This window comes from Rhodococcus sp. WWJCD1 (assembly GCF_002258735.1).
Classification (GTDB): domain Bacteria; phylum Actinomycetota; class Actinomycetes; order Mycobacteriales; family Mycobacteriaceae; genus Rhodococcoides.
The window spans coordinates 130,744-152,617 of sequence record NZ_NOXY01000027.1 but is presented as its reverse complement, the minus strand read 5'-3'; the positions used below and the strand labels follow the sequence as shown (position 1 = coordinate 152,617).

20 protein-coding genes are annotated in these 21,874 nt (G+C 65.2%); 3 read left to right on the top strand and 17 right to left on the bottom strand.

Annotated elements, in window-relative coordinates; all coding sequences use genetic code 11:
- The first annotated feature begins 14 nt into the window (after nucleotides 1-14).
- Complete coding sequence (locus CH286_RS20050) at nucleotides 15-284, top strand: hypothetical protein (protein WP_032403959.1); 270 nt, start codon at nucleotides 15-17, stop codon at nucleotides 282-284.
- On the opposite strand, the gene dnaE is transcribed toward CH286_RS20050, so the two are convergent.
- From dnaE to lspA, 4 genes are all read right to left on the bottom strand, one after another.
- Nucleotides 255-3,791 carry a DNA polymerase III subunit alpha gene (gene dnaE, locus CH286_RS20045; RefSeq protein WP_032379028.1) on the bottom strand — a complete coding sequence of 1,179 codons (3,537 nt, stop codon included), beginning with the start codon at nucleotides 3,789-3,791 and terminating at the stop codon, nucleotides 255-257. The two genes, CH286_RS20050 and dnaE, sit on opposite strands and share 30 nt — an antisense overlap.
- Before the next feature lie 147 nt (nucleotides 3,792-3,938).
- Entirely contained in the window at nucleotides 3,939-4,598 is a 660-nt protein-coding gene (locus tag CH286_RS20040) for a hypothetical protein (protein ID WP_094610190.1), read from the bottom strand.
- The gene (locus CH286_RS20035; RefSeq protein WP_032379030.1) at nucleotides 4,598-5,524 is read right to left on the bottom strand and encodes an RluA family pseudouridine synthase; all 927 of its coding nucleotides are present in this window, start codon (nucleotides 5,522-5,524) and stop codon (nucleotides 4,598-4,600) included. The genes CH286_RS20040 and CH286_RS20035 overlap by 1 nt, the downstream gene beginning before the upstream one ends.
- Nucleotides 5,521-6,171, bottom strand: a complete 651-nt coding sequence (gene lspA / locus CH286_RS20030) for a signal peptidase II (protein WP_441347130.1) — start codon at nucleotides 6,169-6,171, stop codon at nucleotides 5,521-5,523. The genes CH286_RS20035 and lspA overlap by 4 nt, the downstream gene beginning before the upstream one ends.
- 70 nt (nucleotides 6,172-6,241) lie before the next feature.
- Between lspA and CH286_RS20025 the strand changes: the two genes are divergently transcribed.
- Nucleotides 6,242-7,213, top strand: coding sequence for a hypothetical protein (locus CH286_RS20025; RefSeq protein WP_255182717.1), 972 nt, complete (start codon nucleotides 6,242-6,244; stop codon nucleotides 7,211-7,213).
- A complete protein-coding gene (locus CH286_RS20020; protein WP_094610188.1) occupies nucleotides 7,210-7,953 on the top strand; it encodes a hypothetical protein in 744 nt (247 codons plus the stop codon). Before CH286_RS20025 ends, CH286_RS20020 begins: the two co-directional genes overlap by 4 nt.
- A 96-nt stretch (nucleotides 7,954-8,049) precedes the next feature.
- Here the strand turns inward: CH286_RS20020 and CH286_RS20015 are convergent, their stop codons facing one another.
- The 13 genes from CH286_RS20015 to murC form a co-directional block, all read right to left on the bottom strand.
- Entirely contained in the window at nucleotides 8,050-8,538 is a 489-nt protein-coding gene (locus CH286_RS20015; RefSeq protein WP_441347133.1) for a hypothetical protein, read from the bottom strand.
- 199 nt (nucleotides 8,539-8,737) lie between these two features.
- On the bottom strand, nucleotides 8,738-10,048 hold the full coding sequence (locus CH286_RS20010) for a DNA polymerase IV (protein ID WP_441347132.1): 1,311 nt from the start codon (nucleotides 10,046-10,048) through the stop codon (nucleotides 8,738-8,740).
- Nucleotides 10,049-10,107: 59 nt separating this feature from the next.
- On the bottom strand, nucleotides 10,108-10,767 hold the full coding sequence (locus CH286_RS20005) for a peptide deformylase (RefSeq protein ID WP_255182714.1): 660 nt from the start codon (nucleotides 10,765-10,767) through the stop codon (nucleotides 10,108-10,110).
- Nucleotides 10,764-13,901 carry an isoleucine--tRNA ligase gene (gene ileS, locus CH286_RS20000; protein WP_094610242.1) on the bottom strand — a complete coding sequence of 1,046 codons (3,138 nt, stop codon included), beginning with the start codon at nucleotides 13,899-13,901 and terminating at the stop codon, nucleotides 10,764-10,766. The genes CH286_RS20005 and ileS overlap by 4 nt, the downstream gene beginning before the upstream one ends.
- Before the next feature lie 285 nt (nucleotides 13,902-14,186).
- The gene (locus CH286_RS27885) at nucleotides 14,187-14,363 is read right to left on the bottom strand and encodes a hypothetical protein (RefSeq protein ID WP_032379034.1); all 177 of its coding nucleotides are present in this window, start codon (nucleotides 14,361-14,363) and stop codon (nucleotides 14,187-14,189) included.
- A gap of 81 nt (nucleotides 14,364-14,444) precedes the next feature.
- Nucleotides 14,445-15,296 carry a DivIVA-like cell division protein Wag31 gene (gene wag31 / locus CH286_RS19995; RefSeq protein WP_032379035.1) on the bottom strand — a complete coding sequence of 284 codons (852 nt, stop codon included), beginning with the start codon at nucleotides 15,294-15,296 and terminating at the stop codon, nucleotides 14,445-14,447.
- A gap of 159 nt (nucleotides 15,297-15,455) precedes the next feature.
- Nucleotides 15,456-15,743: a YggT family protein gene (locus CH286_RS19990; protein WP_032379036.1), complete on the bottom strand. Its 288-nt coding sequence runs from the start codon at nucleotides 15,741-15,743 to the stop codon at nucleotides 15,456-15,458.
- Between the two features lie 82 nt (nucleotides 15,744-15,825).
- A complete protein-coding gene (locus tag CH286_RS19985; RefSeq protein WP_094610186.1) occupies nucleotides 15,826-16,473 on the bottom strand; it encodes a cell division protein SepF in 648 nt (215 codons plus the stop codon).
- An 82-nt stretch (nucleotides 16,474-16,555) separates the two neighbouring features.
- Nucleotides 16,556-17,314 (bottom strand): YggS family pyridoxal phosphate-dependent enzyme, encoded by a 759-nt coding sequence (locus tag CH286_RS19980; protein ID WP_052070685.1) that lies wholly within the window; start codon nucleotides 17,312-17,314, stop codon nucleotides 16,556-16,558.
- Nucleotides 17,315-17,333: 19 nt separating this feature from the next.
- On the bottom strand, nucleotides 17,334-18,101 hold the full coding sequence (pgeF, locus tag CH286_RS19975) for a peptidoglycan editing factor PgeF (RefSeq protein WP_094610185.1): 768 nt from the start codon (nucleotides 18,099-18,101) through the stop codon (nucleotides 17,334-17,336).
- On the bottom strand, nucleotides 18,098-19,351 hold the full coding sequence (gene ftsZ / locus CH286_RS19970; protein ID WP_032403952.1) for a cell division protein FtsZ: 1,254 nt from the start codon (nucleotides 19,349-19,351) through the stop codon (nucleotides 18,098-18,100). The genes pgeF and ftsZ overlap by 4 nt, the downstream gene beginning before the upstream one ends.
- A gap of 172 nt (nucleotides 19,352-19,523) precedes the next feature.
- Nucleotides 19,524-20,243, bottom strand: coding sequence for a cell division protein FtsQ/DivIB (locus tag CH286_RS19965; protein ID WP_242640167.1), 720 nt, complete (start codon nucleotides 20,241-20,243; stop codon nucleotides 19,524-19,526).
- Between the two features lie 71 nt (nucleotides 20,244-20,314).
- Nucleotides 20,315-21,820, bottom strand: coding sequence for a UDP-N-acetylmuramate--L-alanine ligase (gene murC / locus CH286_RS19960; RefSeq protein ID WP_094610183.1), 1,506 nt, complete (start codon nucleotides 21,818-21,820; stop codon nucleotides 20,315-20,317).
- Nucleotides 21,821-21,874 lie beyond the last annotated feature (54 nt).

The window sequence follows — 21,874 nt, the reverse complement described above, 5'->3', positions numbered from 1 at the left end:
CAGAGGAGAACGCGATGACCTTCACGAGCACCCGGGTGAGCCCCCGACCCACCGCTGCCCTGCGCAGCGTCGACGTCGCAGGCATCGCGTGGCCGGTCTACAAACTGGAAGCCCTCGCGCTGGGATCATTCGTGTTCGTCGTGACGCTCGTCATCGCCGGCTCCCTGCACGCCGCAGTACTCGCCGGTGCCACAATCGCGGTCGCGGCCTGGTGGACGCTGCTCCTCACCGAGCTACACCCGACCCGGCCTGCGTCACCCCGTCAAGCAGCCGGGTCCCAGTAGCGCCTTCAGGTCTCCCATCAACGCCGATGTCGGCGTGACGCGCAGACTGTCGTCCAGCTTCATCGTGGTGATCTTGTCGCCGCTGACCAACCGAAGGTGCACATCCGAGGTTCCCGGGTGGCTGGACAGGACTCGTTTGAGGGCACCGACCTTGTCCGCCGTGCACAGCCGCGTCGGCAGACTGACCGCGAGAGGCTTGTCGATACCGATCGCCGAAAGATCTGGTACCGCAAGGTCGTTCGCGATCAAGGAGACCCGGTCGTCGCGCACCGACACCCGACCCTTGACGAGTACCACCGAGTCCTCGGTGACATCGGCACCGAACACCGAGTACGCCTGTGGGAAGAACAGCACTTCGATACCACCGGCCAGGTCCTCGAGCTGCGCCGACGCCCACGTCAGACCGTTCTTGTTGATCCGCCGGTTGACCGAGGCCAGAATTCCGCCGACGGTGACCTGTGTGCCGTCCTTGATGTCACCTTCGAGAATGGTCGGGATATTGCAGTCGGACTTCGCGGCCAGCATGTGCTCGACGCCCAGGAGCGGGTGGCCGGAGACGTACAGGCCGAGCATCTCGCGTTCGAGGGCGAGCCGGTGCTTGGATTCCCACTCCTCGTCCGGCACCCGCACGTTGAACACCGCGGAGATGGACTCGTCGGCGTCCTCGCCGCCGAACAGATCGAACTGACCTATTGCCTCGGCCTTCTTGGTGCCCATCACCGCGTCGATCGCGTCGGCGTGAATGAGCATCAGGCCCTTGCGTGGATGGTCGAGCGAGTCGAAAGCGCCTGCCTTGATGAGGGATTCGGTGACCTTCTTGCTGCAGGCAATTGCGTCGATCTTGCCCAGGTAGTCCGAGAAATCGGTGTACTTCGACTTCTCCGATCGCGCCCTGATGATCGAGGCGACCACGTTGGTGCCCACGTTGCGCACCGCACCGAGACCGAACCGAATGTCTTTGCCGACCGACGCGAAGTTCAGCTCGGATTCGTTGACGTCGGGAGGCAGCACGGTGATGCCCAGCTTGCGGCAGTCGGCGAGATAGATCGCGGCCTTGTCCTTGTCGTCGCCGACGCTGGTGAGCAGGCCGGCCATGTACTCGGCCGGGTAGTTCGCCTTGAGATACGCGGTCCAGTACGACACCAGCCCGTAGCCCGCCGAGTGCGACTTGTTGAACGCGTAGCCGGCGAACGGCAGCACGGTGTCCCACAGCGCCTTGATGGCCGCCTCGGAGAAACCGTTGTCCAACATGCCCTGTCGGAACCCGGCGTACGCCTTCTCGAGCTCGGAGAGCTTCTTCTTTCCCATGGCGCGGCGCAGCAGGTCGGCTTGGCCGAGGGTGTACCCGGCGACCTTCTGCGCGAGCTGCATGATCTGCTCCTGGTAGACCACCAGGCCGTACGTTTCACCGAGAATCACCTTGAGTGGCTCTTCGAGCTCGGGGTGAATCGGCTTGACCTCTTGCCTACCGTTCTTGCGGTCGGCGTAATCGTTGTGGGAGTTCATGCCCATCGGACCGGGGCGGTACAGAGCGAGGACGGCGACGATGTCCTCGAAGCCGGTGGGCTGCATGCGGCGCAGCAGGTCTCGCATGGCGCTTCCGTCGAGCTGGAACACGCCGAGTGTGTCTCCGCGAGAGAGCAGATCGAACGTGGCCGGATCGTCGAGCGGCAGTGCGTCGAGGTCGATCTCGATCCCGCGGTTGGCCTTGATGTTGTCGATCGCGTCACCGATGACGGTGAGGTTGCGCAGACCGAGGAAGTCCATCTTGAGCAGGCCGATGGCCTCGCACGACGGGTAATCCCAGCCGGTGATGATCGCGCCGTCCTGCGCGCGCTTCCACACCGGAATGGCATCGGTGAGCGGCTCCGAGGACATGATGACCGCGCAGGCGTGCACGCCTGCGTTACGGATCAGGCCTTCGAGGCCCTTGGCCGTCTTGTAGATCGTCGCGACGTCGGGGTTGGAATCGATGAGCGCACGGACTTCGACGGCCTCCTTGTAGCGCTCGTGCGACGGATCGGTGATGCCCGCTACCGAGATGTCCTTGGCCATGATGGGCGGCGGCAACGCCTTGGTGATCTGATCGGCGATGCCGAAGCCCGGCTGACCGAACTGCACCCTCGCAGAGTCCTTGATGGCCGCCTTGGTCTTGATGGTGCCGAAGGTGATGACCTGAGCAACGCGATCGCTGCCCCACTTCTCGGTGGCGTAGCGGACCATTTCACCGCGGCGGCGATCGTCGAAGTCGATATCGATATCGGGCATCGACACGCGCTCGGGGTTGAGGAATCGCTCGAACAGCAGACCGTGTGGCAGTGGATCGATGTTGGTGATGCCCATGGCGTAAGCCACCAGCGATCCGGCCGCGGAGCCTCGTCCGGGCCCGACGCGGATGCCGACGGCCTTGGCATGGTTGATCAGGTCGCCGACCACCAGGAAGTAGGCCGGGAAGCCCATTTCCAGGATGACCTTGATCTCGTACTCGGCCCGCGCGAGGTAGTCCTCGGCCGGGCCGTCGGGGAACCGACGCTCGAGCCCGGTCATGACCTCGTGGCGCAGCCAGGTGCCCTGAGTGTGGCCCTCGGGAACCGGGAAGATGGGCATCCGGTCTCGGTGCGCCCACACCTCGTCGTACGGCTGGACTCGCTCGGCGATGAGTAGCGTGCTGTCGCAGGCACCGGGCACCTGGTCGTCCCACAGTGCGCGCATCTCGGCGGCCGACTTGAGGTAGTAACCGTCGCCGTCGAACTTGAAGCGGGTGGGGTCACTCAGCGTTTTGCCGGTCTGAATGCACAGCAGCGCCTCGTGGTTCTCGGCAGCGTCCTTGGTGACGTAGTGGCAGTCGTTGGTAGCGAGCGGCGGGATGGAGAGCTTCTTACCGATGTCGAGCAGGCCCTCGCGGACGCGTCGCTCGATGGACAGGCCGTGATCCATCAGTTCGAGGAAGAAGTTGTCCGGTCCCCAGATCTCCTGCCACTTTGCTGCAGCTTCGAGTGCCTCGCGTTCCTGACCGAGACGAAGCCGCGTCTGCACCTCCCCGGATGGGCACCCGGTGGTGGCGATGATGCCTTCCGCATGCGAGGCGATGATCTCCTCGTCCATGCGCGCCCATTTGCCGAGCTGACCCTCGATCGACGCGAGTGACGACAACTTGAACAGGTTCCGGACGCCGGTGGCGTTCTCGGCGACCATCGTCATGTGCGTGTAAGCACCGCTACCGGACACGTCGTCGGACTTCTGGCTCCGATCGCCCCAGAGCACGCGCTTCTTGTTGAACCGAGACTCCGGGGCGATGTAGGCCTCGATGCCGATGATCGGTTTGATACCGGCCTTCTTGGCCTCGTTGTAGAACTCGCTGGCTCCGTACATGTTGCCGTGGTCGGTCATGCCGACCGCCGTCATCTCCAACCGCGCCGCCTCGGCGAACATGGCCCCGATCTTGGCGGCACCGTCGAGCATCGAATATTCGGTGTGGTTGTGCAGATGAACGAACGAATCGGCCACGAAGGTTCTCTCCTGAAGGTCGTGCGTTTTCGAAAATACGAGCCGCGAATGCACTCACTCTAAGCGGTGGAACCGACAGAATTTTCGTAGCTGTCGGTGTGTCCTGGGAGGACGTGACGCGTGTGACGAACGAGACTGGAGTTGCCCTCATTCGGCCGGAATCGGCCCGTCGTCCGGGAGCGGTCCCACGACGTCGACGTACTCCGGAAGCAACGGCTCGACAGCGAACTTCCCGGACACCGCGTCGGGTGGAAGCGCCTCCACCGCCCGCACGTCGTCGCGGCCGGCCACCTCGCTCAGCTCGGCCGCGGTGCCCCGCACGACCAATGTCACCACGCACGCGCATCCGCCCAGCAACCGGCGCTGCGACACGGCGTCGATCTGCGCCTGCCGGTCCCCTGCGCCGAACGATTCCTGGATCTGGCCGGCAGCGCGTGCGGTCGAGTTCAGTACCGACCGTTCACTGCCCGGAACACCGACCGTGAGTATCGGGGTTTGCACACGATCGAGCGGTACTCGGAAGAGCACCTGCGAGATGCGCACGCCGTTCGCCGCGGCATAGGCCTGTTCGGCGGTGAGTTCGCGATCGAACGACACAGAGCCCCAGCGGGGTTCGGCACCATCGGTGCGCAGGCTCGCCTCGGCACGGGCCACGTAGTCGGTCACCTGCTCACCGCTGTCCGGGCCGAGCCGGTCGGTACCGACACCCAGTTGCCGTTGCGGGTTCAGGTTCCCGACGACGGCCAGGCCCCCGACCACCAGAGTGGCAGCGGCGACGAGACCGACCACACCCGAGAATCCGCGCATCACGCCTTCCGAAGCACCTCGAGCGCATGTTCGAGGTCGGCCGGATACTTGCTCTCTATCTCCACCCAACGGCCGTCGGACGGATGCGCGAAGCCGAGCGAACGGGCATGCAGCCACTGGCGTTCGAGGCCCAACCGTTCGGCCAGGCGCGGATCGGCCCCGTAGGTCAGATCCCCGCAGCACGGGTGGCGCAGGGCCGAGAAGTGCACTCGAATCTGGTGTGTGCGACCGGTTTCCAGGTGCACGTCCAGCAAACTCGCGGCCTGGAACGCCTCGACCGTGTCGTAGTGGGTCACGCTCGGCTTGCCGTCCGCGCGCACCGCGAACTTCCAGTCGTTGCTGCCGTGTCGTCCGATCGGGGCATCGATGGTTCCACTGCTCGGATCCGGATGTCCTTGCACCAGAGCGTGATAACGCTTGTCGATGGTTCGCGCTTTGAACGCGCGCTTGAGCACGGTGTACGCCCGCTCGGACGTCGCGACCACCATCACCCCGGACGTTCCGACATCGAGGCGGTGCACGATTCCCTGACGCTCGTGTGCACCGGATGTGGAGATTCGGAAGCCGGCAGCAGCCAGACCGCCGATCACGGTCGGGCCGGTCCAGCCCACGCTGGCATGGGCAGCGACACCGACGGGCTTGTCCACGGCCACGACGTCGTCGTCGGCGTAGAGAATCTCCATGCCCTCGACCGGTTCCGCTTCGATCGTCAACTCACGGGCGGGCTCGGGCAGCGTCACTTCGAGCCACGAGCCTGCAGCCAAACGATCGGACTTGCCCACGGCACCGTGATCGACCAGAACCGAACCCTCTTCGGCCAGTGCTGCGGCGACGGTACGCGAGAGACCCAGCAATCGGGCGAGCCCGGCATCGACCCGCATTCCGTCCAAGCCGTCGGGCACCGGCATGGAACGCGATTCCCTCACGAGTCGGCCTTCTTCGCGGCATCGGACTCGGACTTGGTCACGCGTTCGCCGTTCGGCTCGAAGCCGAACAGGCTCAGCACAACGAGCAGAATCGCTCCACAGACGATGGACGAGTCGGCGACATTGAACACCGGCCACCAGCCGACCGACACGAAGTCGACGACGTGGCCCTGGAACGGTCCGGGAGCGCGAAAGAAGCGGTCGATCAAGTTGCCCAGTGCGCCGCCGAGCACCAGACCCAATCCCAGCGCCCACCACGGTGATCGCAGCGTCCGGCCGATCTTGATCACTCCGATCACGACGGCGACGGCAACCACCGTCAGCAACCACGTCATGCCGGTGGCCATGGAGAACGCCGCACCGGGGTTGCGTACCAACCGCAGCGTCACCACGTCGCCGAAGATCTCGATCGGATTTCCGGGCTTCACGAAGTGCACGACCACGATCTTGGTCACCAGATCGAACAGCAGAATCACCGCCGCGATGGCGATCAGCAGTCGAGTTTTCAGTGGCTTCACGGGCCTGGCGACGGCGCTGTCGGAATCGGTCCCCTTCGGGTCCGCGGTCTCGTTCGGTGCCGAGACACCGCTGGTCTCGGGTGTCGGGTCGTCGGCGCGGTCTTCACTCACCTGTCCATCATGGCGCATCGGCGGCGGTGGACACTCATCCGTGCCGCGCGATACGGCTACCGGTGGGGCTGTCAGTAGCCTGGTGGCCGTGAAGTCGACCGATCGCGCCAGCACTGTCCACTCCAGCACCGTCCGTGCCGGTTTCCTCGCTGCATGCTGCGCGGTGGCTCTGGTGGCGGGATGTTCGAGCACCGACACCGAACCCGCAGCCGAGCAGACAGCGTCCACGAACGAGGTGACGATCGCGGTGACGCCGACGACCACCACCGTCGTCGACCCCGGGACCGAGCCACGCCGCGTGCTGGCGTTCGACACGGCCGATACGGACTCGCAGAACGTCGACCTCACGACCACGTCCACCGTCCAACAACAAATCGACGCCGGTGCACCGCAGGACTTCTCCAGTCCCGAATTGACGGTGCCCCTGAGAGCATCGACGGCCGATGCCGTACCGGAAGACGACGCCTCTACCGGGGCGACGCGGTCGATCGACCTGACCATCGGGGCCGCCACCTCACCCGACGAGGGCCTGACCGATGCACTGTCCGCGTCGGAGGGCTCCACGGCGCGGCTGGCGGGCACCGAATCCGGAGCGATCACGGCGTTGCACATCACTCCGGCCGATGCCGCGCTCGATACCGCCAGGGCGGCGATCGAACGCTCGTTCAACGCCGCGGTGTACCGCTCCGTCGCCTTTCCCGACGCGGAAGTCGGTGTCGGTGCCGTGTGGACCATCGATCAGCAGGTGCTGAGCGGAATCACACTGAACCAGCGCACGACGGTCGCGCTGCGAGCCCTCGACGGCGACCGGGCGACCGTGGACATCGCGATCACACAGACCCCCGAATCACCGGTCTGGAACCTCCCCGACAACTCCGGCACGCTGAACATCGCGTCGTACACCTACACCGGCGCGGGAACACTCGACATCGATCTGACACAGCCGCTTCCCGTCGGTGGATCCATCACCGCTGGTGGCGATCAGATGTATACCGACCCCGACAGCACGACCGTGTTGCGGCAGACGGTCGGAGATTCGATCACCTGGGGTGACCGATGACACGAACCACCACTCGTCTACTGGCCGGGCTGTCGTTGGTCGGACTCGCCGCAGCCGCCGGATGTAGCTCGGACGAACCGTCGCAGGCCACTGCGCCGGTGCCCACTGCCGTCGCCGCTCCCGATCCCCTGCTCGGCGTGCCCATCACCGACAGCGGCGTCCTGACTGCATCGATGCTGGGGCTGGGCGACTTGCCGGACGGCTTCTCCTCGATCCCGGATCCGGTCCGGGATCTGGGATTGGACCCAGCCCCGGACTACGACTCACCCGACAAGTCCAGCACCGACCCGGCTGCGTGCGCGGCCGTGCTCGCACCGGTCTCGGAGCAACGCGGCGGCGCGGCGTCGTCCGCGGTGGCTCGCTTCTCGGGGCCGAACTTCTCGTCGATCGACGAGGACGCGGCGAGCTACTCGGGGACCGGAACAGCAGAGGCGTTCGCATCGGTGCAGCAGGCGTGGACCGGGTGCGCCGAGTTCACCGGTACGGATGCGGACGGGGTGAGTGTCGAGTACGCGTTGGCTGGCCGCGAGCAGACGCAGATCGGCGATGCGTCCGCCTCGATTCGTCTGACCACCAGCAGCGAAGGATTCACGTTGATCTCCGACGTCGTGGTGGCCGTGGTCGACTCGACCGTCGTGCAGATCGTCGTCTCGGATCAGAGCGGACTCGAGCCCGCAACCGTCACGGCTGTGGCCGAGGCCGCCGCCGACCGTATCCGAACGGCCACGCCGAGCGCCTGAGTCGGAACGAACCGCAGAACGAGAACTGCCGGTGACATGACCCCGAGGGGAGATGTCACCGGCAGTTCAGGTGCGGTCAGAGACGATCGGCAGGACTCAGGGTGCGGGGCACGCCGGGCTGGTCAGCTGCGCGAGCGAAACGATGCCGCAGGCGTTCTCCTTCGAGAGCTTCCACACGCCGTCCTCGGGGACGAACTGGAACGTGCCGGGGTTGGCCTGCCCGTTGAGGGTGATGGTGATGCCTGCGTTGAGAACACCGGTACCGAGGTCGTCGATGCTGGTGATCTCGATCTGAGCGTTGTTGGCGACAGCAGCCGCAGCAACCTGGTTGATCAGATCGGGGTCCTCGGACGCGCCCTGGATCAGAGCCGCCTTCTCCTCGACCGGGACGTTGGGGTCGAGTCCGCGCATGAGCTGAGTGTTGAGCTCCTCGACCGTGGGTGCCGGCGGGTACGCGCCGCCCTCGGGAGCGGTGGAGGCCGAGGTGGTGACAGCCGTCGTCGTCGTCGCGGTCGGCTCCTCGCCGCCACCGGAGCTGCAGGCGGTCATGGTCAGTGCACCGGCGATGGCGATACCGGCAACCATTGCCCGTCGGGTGTTGCGAAGCTTCAAGTGCTTGTCCTTTTCACTCTGAGTCACGTCTCGATCGTTCTGTGACTCGTCGGTCGTTGCGGGTAGTGGTCGTCTCGGACCGGAGTCCACTATGTCAGCTCGGATCGGTCGAGACACAACCCGTAACCCCTACCTGTGAAACCTCACAGAGTTTCCTCAGCTCTGCCACAACTCACTTCAGGCTGTCGAGGACATCCGCGACGACCAGGTTCTCGTCCGATTCGGCGAACGTACGCGCGGTCCCGGGCCCAGTGGTGCGGGTCTCGAATCGCACGGTCACCACCGCATGCCCGGCACCTTGCACCCAGCCATGACCGAATTCGGGATGCCGAACGTCCATGCCGGGCTGCCACCGCGGGCCGTCCCGAACGACGACGTCCGCCCCGGCCTCCACCGGTGCGGCCGACTCCTCCGTCGCGTCTGATGCATCCACGACCGCTTCGTGTTCGAGTTCGGGGAACAGCGACCCCTGCCGAACCGCCGACAGCCCGGCCAGGCCGACCCCGACCAGTCGGATCGGTCCGACATCGACGGGATCGACCGCCAGTCGCTGTGCGGTCGCCACGATGGTCTGCTTGTCCACGGTCGCGTAGGGCAACGTCGCCGATCTGGTGATGATGCTCATGTCGGACTTGCGCAATTTGAGAACTACCGTCCTGGCACCCCGACCGTCCTTCAGCAGTCTGCGGTGCGTGGACTCGACGATGGCCTCGATGGCAGGCCGCAGCTGAGCGAGAGAGATGACATCCTGCGCGAACGTGGTCTCGGCGCTGACCTGTTTCGCCTCGGCGCGCTCGGCCACCACTCGATTGTCGATGCCGCGCGCCAGCTGATGCAGGCTCGGCCCCATCGTGGCTCCGAGAATCGACGCCACCTCGGACTCGGGGGTGGCCACGAACTTGCCGATCGTATCGATTCCCAAGCGCCGCAACCGTTCTCCGGCCACCGGGCCGATCCCCCACAGCTTCCGCACCGGCAAGGCAGCCATCAGCTCGGCCTGTACTCCTGGAGCAACGACGGTGATTCCGTCGGGCTTCGCCAGGCCCGACGCGATCTTCGCGATCTGCTTTCCCGATCCGGCGCCGATCGAGGCGACCAAACCGGTCTCGGCCAACACCAGGGCACGCAGATCCGCGCAGAACTGCTCGACCTCGCTCACCGTTGCGCCGGCCAGTTCGATCGGTTCACCGAACGCCTCGTCGATCGAGAGTTGTTCGAGGACGGGCATCCGCCCCCGCAGTGCCTCGAACCCCCGCCGACTCAACTCCGAGTACAGCGGGAACCGCGGCGGCAGGACCACAGCACTCGCACCGACCAGTCGACGTGCCTGATGCATCGGCATCGCCGATCGCGCTCCGAACGCGCGCGCCTGATAGCTGCAGCCCGCCACCACACCTCGCCCGCCTGCTCCGCCGACGAGAACCGGCCGGCCCCGGAGCGTGGGCCGAGTCAACTGCTCGGCGGAGGCGAAGAACGCATCCATGTCCAGGTGCAGCACCCATCGGCGACTCCGCAGGGTGTCGTCGGCGATGTTCGGCACGGTCAGCGAGGATCGACGGTGAAGCCGAGCGCCTGAGCAGCGCGTTCGGGTGTCGGATCCGACCACAGCTCACCGTAGTTCTCGGTCGTGGTCAACGATCGGGTGTCCGCGGTGTCGATGTACAGCGATCCGCCGAGGTGGTCGGTCTCGTGAGCCACGATTCGGGCCGGCCAGCCGCGAACCACCTCGTCGATCTCGTGACCGAATTCGTCGGTGCACTCGAGCCGTACCTCGGCTGCTCGGGTCACGACGGCTTGGTAACCGGGAACGCTGAGGCACCCCTCGTAAAAACCTGCTGTCCTCGACCCCACCGGGGCGTACCGGGGATTGACCAGTACTCGGAACGGCAGCGGGGTGCGTTCTCGTGCACGAGCGACAGCCGGGTCGACGTCGAACAGATCCTCGATCACCGCAATCTGCAGCGGGATGCCGATCTGCGGCGCAGCGAGCCCGACGCCCGGTGCGGCGTACATCGTCGCCCGCATCACCTCGATCAACTCCGCGAACGTGACGGCGTCGAGTTGCCCGTCGTACGCCGTTGCCCGCGATCGTAGAACCGGGTTGCCGGCGGAGACGATCGGCACAACGCCGCCGCGAGCTCCGGCGAGGAGCTCGCGGACGGCACCGTCCACCGCTTCCTCGCTCACATGCCCTTCACTCACGACGACTTCGTGACCGCTGCGCGAACTCCTTCACCGAGATCGCTGCCGTCGTCTCCGACGCGTCCGTCGACGAGGGAGAGTGCGAGCACCTCGCGCGCGATCAGATCCCGGTGAGTGTCCAGCCACGCCTGTCGGTGCTCGGGCACCTCGATGACGATGTCGATGCGGTCCGAGACGTCGAGTCCGTGATTACGACGCGCGTCCTGCAGTTCGCGGATGCGATCCTTGGCCCAGCCCTCCGCCTCGAGCTCCTCGGTCACGGCGGAATCGAGCACCACCAGGCCGGCGTTACCGGGCAGAGGCGCCGTCGACTCCGGCTCGGCAGCAACGAGTTTGCGGGTGTACTCCTCGGGCAGCAGCGCTGTTCCCGCTGCGCTCACGACACCGTCGGCATCCTCTTCCCAATCGCCTGCCTTGACGGCCTTGATCACCTTCTGGACGTCCTTGCCGATACGCGGGCCCGCAGCACGCGCGTTGACGACGAGCTCGAACTTTCCGTGTACGGCAACGTCGTCGGTGAGGTCGACCTTCTTGACGTTGACCTCGTCGGCGATGATGTCGACGAACGGACGCAGGCGCTCCGCATCGGCGGCGGCAACCGTCACCTCGGGCAGCGGCAACCGCACTCGCAGGTTCTGCGCCTTACGCAGACCCAGCACGGTGGAGCACACGGTACGAACCTCGTCCATGCTCTCGACGAGTTCCGGATCCGACGGCAGTTCTTCGGCCTCGGGCCAATCCGTCAGGTGCACCGAGCGGCCACCGGTCAAGCCGCGCCACACCACTTCGCTGATCAGCGGCAACAGTGGAGCGGCGATGCGCGTGAGCACCTCGAGCACGGTGTGCAGGGTGTCGATCGCGTCGGCGTCCTCGCTCCAGAACCGCGAACGAGACCGTCGCACATACCAATTGGTCAATGCATCGCAGAACGTGCGCAGCTCGTCGCAGGCACCGGCGATGTCGTTGCCCTCGAGCGCATCGGTGATCGCGTCGCGGGTGGCCGACAGCTTGGCGAGAACGTAGCGATCGAGCACGTGCGGCGAGTCGGTACGCCACTGGCCGGGCGTCGAGGCGTAGAGCTGAAGGAAGCTCCATGCATTCCAGATCGGCAGCAGTGCCTGCCGCACTCCCTCGCGGATGCCCTGCTCGGTGACGATCAGGTTGCCGCCGCGCAGGATGGGTGACGACATCAGGAACCACCGCATGGCGTCGGAGCCGTCGCGGTCGAAGACCTCCTTGACGTCCGGGTAGTTACCCTTGGACTTGCTCATCTTCAGACCGTCGTCGCCGAGCACGATGCCATGTGCGGCAACAGTTTTGAATGCAGGCCGATCGAAGAGCGCGGTCGCCAGCACGTGCAGCGTGTAGAACCAGCCACGGGTCTGCCCGTTGTACTCGACGATGAAATCGCCCGGGTTGTGCGTGGAGAACCATTCCTCGTTCTCGAACGGGAAATGCACCTGCGCATAGGGCATCGAGCCCGACTCGAACCAGCAGTCCAGCACCTCGGGAACGCGACGCATCGTGGACTTACCGGTCGGGTCGTCCGGGTTGGGTCGCGTCAGGTCGTCGATGTACGGACGATGCAGATCCGTCGGACGCACACCGAAGTCACGCTCGAGCTCGTCCAGGCTGCCGTACACGTCGAGACGAGGGTAGGCGGGGTCGTCGGACGTCCAGGCCGGAATGGGGCTGCCCCAGTATCGGTTTCGGCTGATGTTCCAGTCTCGTGCACCTTCGAGCCACTTGCCGAACTGGCCGTCCTTGATGTGCTCGGGCACCCAGGTGATCTCCTGGTTGAGCTCGACCATCCGATCACGGAACTTGGTGACCGCGACGAACCACGACGGAACCGCCATGTAGATCAGCGGCTGACCGCTGCGCCAGCTGTGCGGGTACGAGTGCTCGATGGTCTCGTGCCGCAGCAGGCGGCTCGAGGCCTTGAGGTCCTTGATGATCACCGGGTTGGCATCGAACACCATCAGACCCTCGTACGGCGGCACCAGCGAGGTGAACTTTCCGCCCGCGTCGAGCGGTTGCACCACCTCGATACCGTTCGCGGTGGCGACGTCCATGTCCTCTTCACCGAAAGCTGGTGCGAGGTGCACGATTCCGGTGCCCGAATCGGTGGTGACGTAGTCGGCCTGCAGCACGCGGTGTGCGTTCTCGTGGCCGAGGAAGAAGTCGTACGGCGGTGCGTAGGTGAGTCCGACCAACTCGGTGCCGGTGTGCTCCGAGAGCACCTCCGGCTCCTCCCCCAGTTCCTTCGCGTAGTGCGGAAGACGCGCAGCGGCAAGCACGTAACGCTCGCCGTCCGTGCCTCGCACCTGCACGTAGTGCACATCGGGGTGCACCGCGATCGCCAAGTTGGACGGAAGGGTCCACGGAGTGGTGGTCCAGATCAGTGCGTTCGCGCCGTCCAGCGGTGAGCCGGGAGCCGTCAACGGCATCGTGACGGTGACCGCGGGATCCTGACGCATCTTGTATGCGTCGTCCAGGCGGGTCTCCTGATTGGACAAGGGCGTCTGCTCGTACCAGCTGTACGGCAGAACTCGGTAGCCCTGGTAGATCAAGCCTTTGTCGTGCAGCGTCTTGAACGCCCACATGACCGACTCCATGAAGTCGACGTCGAGGGTCTTGTAGTCGTTGTCGAAATCGACCCACCGCGCCTGCCGGGTGACGTAGTCCCGCCACTCGTCGGTGTACTGCAGTACCGACTGCTTGCAGTAGGCGTTGAACTTCGCCAGGCCCATCTCGTCGATCTCGGACTTGTCCTTGATGCCGAGCTGCTTCTCCGCTTCCAGCTCTGCGGGCAGACCGTGGCAGTCCCAACCGAACCGACGCTCGACCTTCTTGCCGCGCATGGTCTGGAAGCGCGGGACGAGATCCTTGACGTAGCCGGTGAGCAGATGTCCGTAGTGGGGCAGGCCGTTTGCGAACGGAGGACCGTCGTAGAAGACGAATTCCTCGGCATCTGCGCGGTTGTCGATGCTGGCCCGGAACGTACCGTCCTCGGCCCACTCGTGCAGCACGATGCGCTCGAGATCGGGGAACGGAACACTTCCCGATCGACCTTCGGCCAGATCCACCAGCGGGTACGACGCGCTCGTGGGACGTGAGCTCGAATCAGTCATATCTGTCTCCTCCGTGCCGGACGCGTACGAGACGCGACATCCGTTGGCACGGGGACGACATTCGACGATCTGGACGCCGATACCGCGGTACCACCCCGCTTGCTCGCACTCGACGTTCCTGCCGTCGGAGCGAGCCACTCCACGTGAGCTGTGACGGGCTCACCCGTTCGGTTCTACTGAACGTCAATCCGAAACACCTCGGCGCTTCGCATCGACGTCGTTCTTCCGAAGGCTCCCCGGTGATGGCCGGATCGACGCCTGAATCTACCTGTCCTGAAGGTGATGCTACCTGTCGAGTTCTGGCGGTGGTCGACGGCCGGTGAGCGCGCCGACCAGGAGCAGAATCGCTCCGAGGATGCACACCACTATGCACGCCCAGGCCCACACGACGGACCCCGTCATCAGGGCGAGAACCAAGAATCCGAAACCGATCGCCGCTGCGCCGAGAGTCAGGACCAACACGGGATTCCTCGCTCACCATTCGCCATGACAACCGGGTCCGACGCTGCCGTCATCGGCAGCGTCGGCGGACGCAGTCGAGCGTCAGTTGCCCTTGGCGTACGACTGGCTGTACCCGGACGACTGGTTGTCCTGATTGAAGTTGTCCTGGCCGTTGTCGACGGGCAGAGCCGACGAACGATTCTCGAGCTCTTCGAGCTGAGATTCGAGGTACGACTTGAGGCGCACCCGGTATTCGCGCTCGAACGTCTTGAGCTGCTCGATGCGGCCTTCGAGAACGGAGCGCTGCTGGTTGATCGTCGCCATGATCTCGGTGTGCTTGCGCTCGGCGTCGGCCTGCAGTGCGTCGGCCTTCTCCTTGGCCTGACGAAGCTGGGTCTCGGAGCGAGTCTGTGCGTCGGAGAGCAGCGACTCGGACTTCTGCCGAGCCTCGGACATCATCGACTCGGAGCGCGTGCGGGCATCGGACACCAGACGCTCGGCGTTGGTGCGAGCATTGCCGAGCAGCTGCTCGGACTCCGACTTGGCATCACCGGTGAGACGATCGGCCATCTCCTGAGCGAGGCCGAGGATCTTGGCGGCCTGCATGTTGGAGTCGCCGCTCTGCTGCGGGGCTGCGGCAACGGGTGCGACCGGTGCAGGCTGCTGGACCACAGGCGCGGGCTTGGGGGGATCCACCGGGCGCGGCGGCTCGACCTTCGGTGCCGCGACCTGAGCGGGCTGCGGGTTCTGCCGAACCGAGCTCTTGGCATCCGCGAGCTCCTGATCGAGCTCACCGACTCGCTGGCGGAGGTCGGCGTTCTCTTCGATCAGTCGCGACAGCTCTTGCTCGACGAGGTCGAGGAAAGCGTCGACCTCGTCTTCGTTGTAACCACGCTTACCGATAGGCGGCTTGCTGAACGCTACGTTGTGCACATCAGCTGGAGTCAGCGGCATGGAAGGATCCCTTCACGCGTCTTGGGGCGGTAGAGCAAGCATTCAGTTATATGCCATTCCGCGCGAGTGCAGAACAATCAAACTGTAACTGGCGTCCATTCTGTCACACAGGACACGCAGCTTGCGCGCGTCCTACGTTCTAACATTCCATCTTCGGCCTCAGGCCGCGAGACCGCTGGTCACATTCCACGCGATGAAGACGACGAACAGCAGGACCATGATGGACAGATCCAGCCGAACTCCACCGAGGTTGAGCGGCGGAATGATCCTGCGGAGAAACTTCACCGGCGGGTCGGTAACCGTGAAGATCGCCTCGAGCAAGATGACGACCACTCCCGTCGGTTGCCAATCTCTCGCAAAAGTCCTGATGAACTCGACGATGATTCGACCGATGAGAAGGAGCCAGAAAAGAAACAATACGATGTTGATCACCGTGAACACGATCACGGCTATACTCTGCCTGACTTCGCCAGGCTGAGCAAAGTGCGCTGGTCACAGCCTCGAACTACCGCTCCGAACAGAGAAACTCTCACTGCTGGCTGTAGAAACCGGTCTCAGCAATACGCCTGCGCTCCTGCGGCGATACATCGACATCGGCGGGCGAGAGCAGAAAGACCTTCGTCGCTACCTTGTCGAAGGAACCACGGAGCGCAAAGGCCAGACCGGCAGCAAAATCGACCAGTCGCTTGGCGTCCGCGTTGCTCATCTCCACCAGGTCCATGATCACCGGAGTGCCGTCGCGGAAGCGCTCGCCGATGGTGCGGGCCTCGCTGTAGTCGCGCGGACGCAGCGTGGTGATCTTCGACAGCGGACCTCCGTCGTCGACGATCGGGCTGCGTCGAGTTTCCGCCCGCGCATCCATACGGGTGTCCATGGCCAGGGCTCCGCGAGTGGCCGTACCTCGGGTCGACGGCGCCGATGTACGTCCTCGGCCGCCGATCGGGGCCAGGGTGGCGGCCGGCCGGGGAGCCTCGTAGTCGTCGTAGTCGTCGTCGAGTTGAGCGTGCCGAGATCCACCGAACGACGGCTTCACGAACTCACGCTCGTCGATGTCGTCGTAGCTGTCACGCCCACCACGGGAGCTGCGTCGCGCGTCCGGATCGTCGAGGTAGTCGTCCTCGTAGTCGGCGAGCGGAACCATGCCGAAGTACGCCTTGAACTTGTGCAGGGTGCTCATCGTTCTGCCTTCCGTGGAGTGTGTCTACCGTCGATCCCCAGGTTCGCAAGTGTCTGTTGTGACTGATGTGATCCGTGGACTGTTATTGCGAGGTTATCGGCCGGGCCCCGAGTATTGCGGTACCGACACGCACGCACGTCGATCCGTGGCGCACAGCAGCTTCCAGGTCTCCGGTCATACCGGCAGACAGCTCGAGTGCCTCGGGATGATCGAGCAACAGACGATGGTGGAGATTCTCGAGGTCGGCGAACGCGGCCTCCGGTTCGGCGTCGAGAGGCGGCACCGCCATCAACCCCGCCAGACGCAACCCTGCTGCGTTCGACACAGCCTCGGCAAGCTCGTGGAGTTCGTCACGTTCGACGCCTCCGCGGTGCACATCGCCGTCGAGACTGACCTGAAGAAGCACGTCGAGTTCCGACCGACGCACGCCCTCGTCCAGAGCGGATGTGGTCGCTTTCGACAATGCCGCCACGAGCCTCGCACTGTCCACCGAATGGATGGAATGGGCCCAGGCCGCGACGGACTTCGCCTTGTTTCGCTGCAGATGCCCGATCATGTGCCACCGCGGCGGATCGGGGAGAAAATCCTCGGCCGTCTCGGCAACCTTCGGCGATGCGTCCTGCTCTCGGGATTCGCCGAAGTCGCGGCAACCGAGCCGGTACAGGGTGCGCACGTCCGACGCCGGAAAGAACTTGGTCACCGGCAGCAGAGCCACGTCAGCGGGCGTCCGGCCTGCATCGACACAGGCGCGGCGCAACCGCTCCCGCACCGACGTCAACGCCGTCTCGATCTCGACCGCACGGTCCGCGACCGGCCCGCCATCATCGATGGGTTCGCTCATGACATCCCCTTCTGCCGACTCAGCGATCGACCGCTGCGGCCCGATCGTCCGTCGATGCACTGTCCATCCACACCACGCTGGCGATCCGGCCGGTCAACCCTTCCCGGCGGTGGCTGAACAGAGTTCTGTCCTCGATGGTGCAGCGCGGATCCTGCGCCACTGCGGACACTCCCGCCGCGAGCAGTTGGGCCCGGACACCGGCGGGGATGTCGAGTCCCGGCGTGTTGCGAACCGTCGTCGTCGCACTGCCGGGGAGATGCTTGTCGACGTCCGCGCGCATCGCTGCGGGCACCTCGTACTGGCGTCCACTCGCGGCCGGGCCGAGAAATGCACCGATCCTCGCGGGCACCGCACCGAGCTCGACCATGGCCGCCACGACCCGAGGCACGATGCCGATACGGGCACCGACCCGACCTGCGTGCACAGCGGCGATCACTCCGGCTTCCTCGTCGGAGAGCAGGATCGGTACACAATCGGCGGTCAACACCACCAGCCCGAGGTCACGCTGCGTCGTCACCACTGCATCGGTCATCGGCACCGGCTCGGCCACGGGACCGTCGACCACCGTGACGGTGCGTCCGTGGACCTGTTCCATGAAGACGAGCCGCTCGACGCCCATTCCCAATCTCTCGCCGAGACGACGGCGGTTGGCCTCGACGGCCGACGGGTCGTCGCCGACGTGATCACCGAGATTGAAGGTGTCGAACGGGGGTGCCGAGACACCGCCCGCTCTCGTTGTCGAGACGCGTCGAACGCGGAACGGACCAGCGGATGCGGTACCGCTCACCGCCGCATGAAGGACGGTACGTCGACTTCGTCTTCGCCCTCGTCCTCGGCGATCGGCACTCGACGGCCGGAGCCGACACCCTCGCGGCCCTGCCCGCCGCCGGATTCCCGGCTGGACGACTCACGGTTGGACGAGCTCGACGAGTTGAGCGGCGGCAGGCTGCTGCCACTCGGTGCACCGACCGGGTCACGGAACACAGCACCTTCGGAGCTCTCGTTCGTGCGCGAGGACACCTCACCGGAGCGGGCCGATCCGATCGGACCGCGCGTGGACGTGGCCGCTTCGACCGGGCGGCGCGTCGGGGTGCCACCGTCGAAGCCGGCGGCGATGACGGTCACCCGAACCTCGTCGCCGAGCGAATCGTCGATGACCGTTCCGAAGATGATGTTGGCGTCGATGTGGGCTGCTTCCTGCACCAGCGACGCAGCCTCGTTGATCTCGAACAGACCGAGGTCCGAGCCGCCGGCGATGGACAGGAGCACTCCGCGTGCGCCTTCCATCGACGCCTCGAGCAGCGGCGAGTTGATCGCCGATTCGGCGGCCTTGATCGCGCGACCTTCGCCGCGCGAGGAGCCGATGCCCATCAGCGCACTGCCTGCGCCGGACATGACGCCCTTGACGTCGGCGAAGTCGACGTTGATCAGGCCCGGGGTGGTGATGAGGTCGGTGATGCCCTGGACACCGTTGAGCAGAACCTCGTCGGCGCTGCGGAATGCATCCATGAGGCTCACCGCTGCATCGCCGAGCTGGAGCAAGCGGTCGTTGGGGATAACGATGAGCGTGTCGCAGGACTCGCGAAGCTGCTGGATGCCGGTATCGGCCTGTCCGCCACGACGCTTGCCCTCGAAGGAGAACGGCCGAGTGACGACGCCGACGGTCAGTGCGCCGAGCTTGCGAGCGATGTTGGCGACGACGGGAGCGCCGCCGGTACCGGTGCCGCCGCCCTCTCCTGCGGTGACGAAGACCATGTCGGCACCCTTGAGCACCTCTTCGATCTCGTCCTTGTGATCGTCTGCTGCGCGGCGACCCACCTCGGGATCGGCACCTGCGCCGAGTCCGCGGGTCAGTTCGCGGCCCACGTCGAGCTTGACGTCTGCGTCACTCATCAGCAAGGCCTGAGCGTCGGTGTTGACCGCGATGAACTCGACTCCCTTGAGTCCCTGTTCGATCATGCGGTTGACCGCGTTCACGCCGCCGCCGCCGATGCCGACGACCTTGATTACGGCGAGGTAGTTGTGCGGGGGCGTCATGGGCTCTCGCCTTCCGTGGGTTGTTGCGTGAAATGTGGAAAACCCTCAACCTAAACCACAGGCTTAGAGTTATGTCAAGTACTGAACTGCTCGGAACGCTATTCATCCCCGACGGCTATCGCCATTAGGCGCGCCGACGCCGCGCCGGAAATATGCGTCACTAGCGCCGAAACTACTTCGTGGTGGGTAGATCCGGACTCGACACATCGAAAATCTGACCGGGCTGCGACAGCAACGCGATCGCCACCGCGGCCTTGCGTTCGGAGTTGTCCTTGCTACCCCACACCACGGTTCGTCCGTCGAGCAACAGAACCGAGATGTCGGACAAGGTGCTCGCGCGCAGCTCTCCCACTTGATCTCGCAACAGCGGCGGCAGCGTATCGAGCACCGCCAGAGCATCTTTCGTCACCGCATCACCGAACACCGGATTCTCGGTCACCAGCCGCACAACCCCGGGCGGCGGAGGTGCGATCGCAAAATCCACGCCGGTGGAATCGAGCAGATGGGTGCCGTCCGGAGAATCGAAGAACGCCACCGGCGTTCGCTCCTCGACAGTCACCTGCACGGTCGACGGGTACTTACGCTGCACGCGCACCGTCGCCAACGCCGGAATCGTCGCCACCCGCTGCGCCGCCGCAGCCGTGTCCACCCGAACCAGCGGAAGACCGGCGGGAACGTCGAGCAGATCGAGGATCTCCTGCTCGGACACCGAGGACTCCCCCGCGACCGTGACGCTCCGAACCGAGAGCAGCGGCGTGAAGTACACCAGCGCAGCAGATCCCACCACCACGACGACGACGGCAAGCGCAATCAGGACGGCCTTGCGACGCGACCGCTTCACCCGAGCGCGCTCGTGTTCCCTGGCCAGGGCGCGCGCTTGCTTGTCGCTCATGGGCGATGGCGAATCATCCTCTGCTGCAGCTGTTCCCGACCTCGAAGAACGAACTCGATCGGAGCGGCGGTTCACTGCGCCGGCCGATCCTTCGGTACGCCACGGCCGGTCGCAGCACCGAAATCGGTTTTCGAGCGAAGTGCGTCCAGAATCGGACCACCGAGCATCGTCACGTCACCGGCACCCATGGTGATGACCACGTCGCCCGGCCTGCTCAGATGAGCGACCTGCTTGGCCACCAACGACAGATCCGGTTGATAGTTCACCGGTTTGGTCACCGAGGCGGCAACCAGTGCTCCCGTCACACCGGGCAACGGCTCCTCGCGCGCACCGTAGACATCGAGCACCACGATCTCGTCCGCCAACGACAACGCAGCACCGAACTCCTCGGCGAACGTCGCGGTCCGTGAATACAGGTGCGGTTGGAACACCACCACGACCCGCCCCCGCTCGAGACCTGCGCGGTCCTGGCCGGCGACGAGAGCCTGCGCTGCCGTCAACACCGCACGCACCTCGGTGGGATGGTGTGCGTAATCGTCGAACACTCGGACGCCGTGCTCTCGACCGGTGAACTGGAAACGTCGGTGAACCCCGCCGAAGCCGGTGAGCCCGGCCAACAGTTCCTCGGTACCGGCACCCACTTGACGCGCCGCGACGAACGCCGCAAGCGCATTGAGCGCGGTGTGCCGTCCAGGAACACCGAGCCGAACCGTACGCGCCGCATCCTCACCGGCGATCTGCAGCTGCGCGACGCCGCCGATGTCCTCGGGCTCCCACGCCAACAGACGAACGGCCATCTCGACCGGTCCGGCGTCGACGTCGGACGAACCGTAGCCGAGCACGGTCACGCCGGGCAGGTTCTTCTCGACCACCCGGCGAGCGAGCGCTGCCGAACCCGGATCGTCCATGCATGCCACGAGCACGCCGCCGGGGCGCAGCACAGCGGCGAAGTCGTCGAACACCTGCACGTAGGCCTCGGTGGTGCCGAAGTGGTCCAGGTGATCGGCCTCGATGTTGGTCACGATGATCACGTCGGCCGTGTACTGCAGCAGCGAACCGTCGCTCTCGTCCGCCTCGGCCACAAAAACGTCGCCGCTTCCGTGGTGCGCGTTGGTCCCCGCCTCGTTGAGCTCTCCCCCGACGGCGAACGACGGGTCGAACCCGCAATGCTGGAGCGCAACCACCAGCATCGAGGTGGTCGACGTCTTCCCGTGGGTGCCCGAGACCAACAATGTGCGGTAGCCCTGCATGAGAGAGGACAGCACGGCCGGCCGCAGAACCACTGGAATTCCACGTTCGCGGGCCTCGACCAGCTCCGGATTGGTCTTGGGAATAGCGGCATGGGTGGTCACCACGACGGTGGGGCCGCCGTCGATCATGTCGAGCGCACTGGCGTCGTGACCGATGCGAACCTGCGCACCACGTGCACGGAGCGCGAGCACACCACGTGATTCCTTGGCGTCCGATCCCGATACCTGCCCGCCGCGAGCCAGCAGGATGCGCGCAATACCGGACATTCCGGCACCACCGATACCCACCATGTGCACTCGCTCGAGCTCTGCCGGCAATTCCGACATCGCCGCACCGTCAATTGTCACGCGGACGTCTCCCTCGTTCTCTTCGCATGCGCG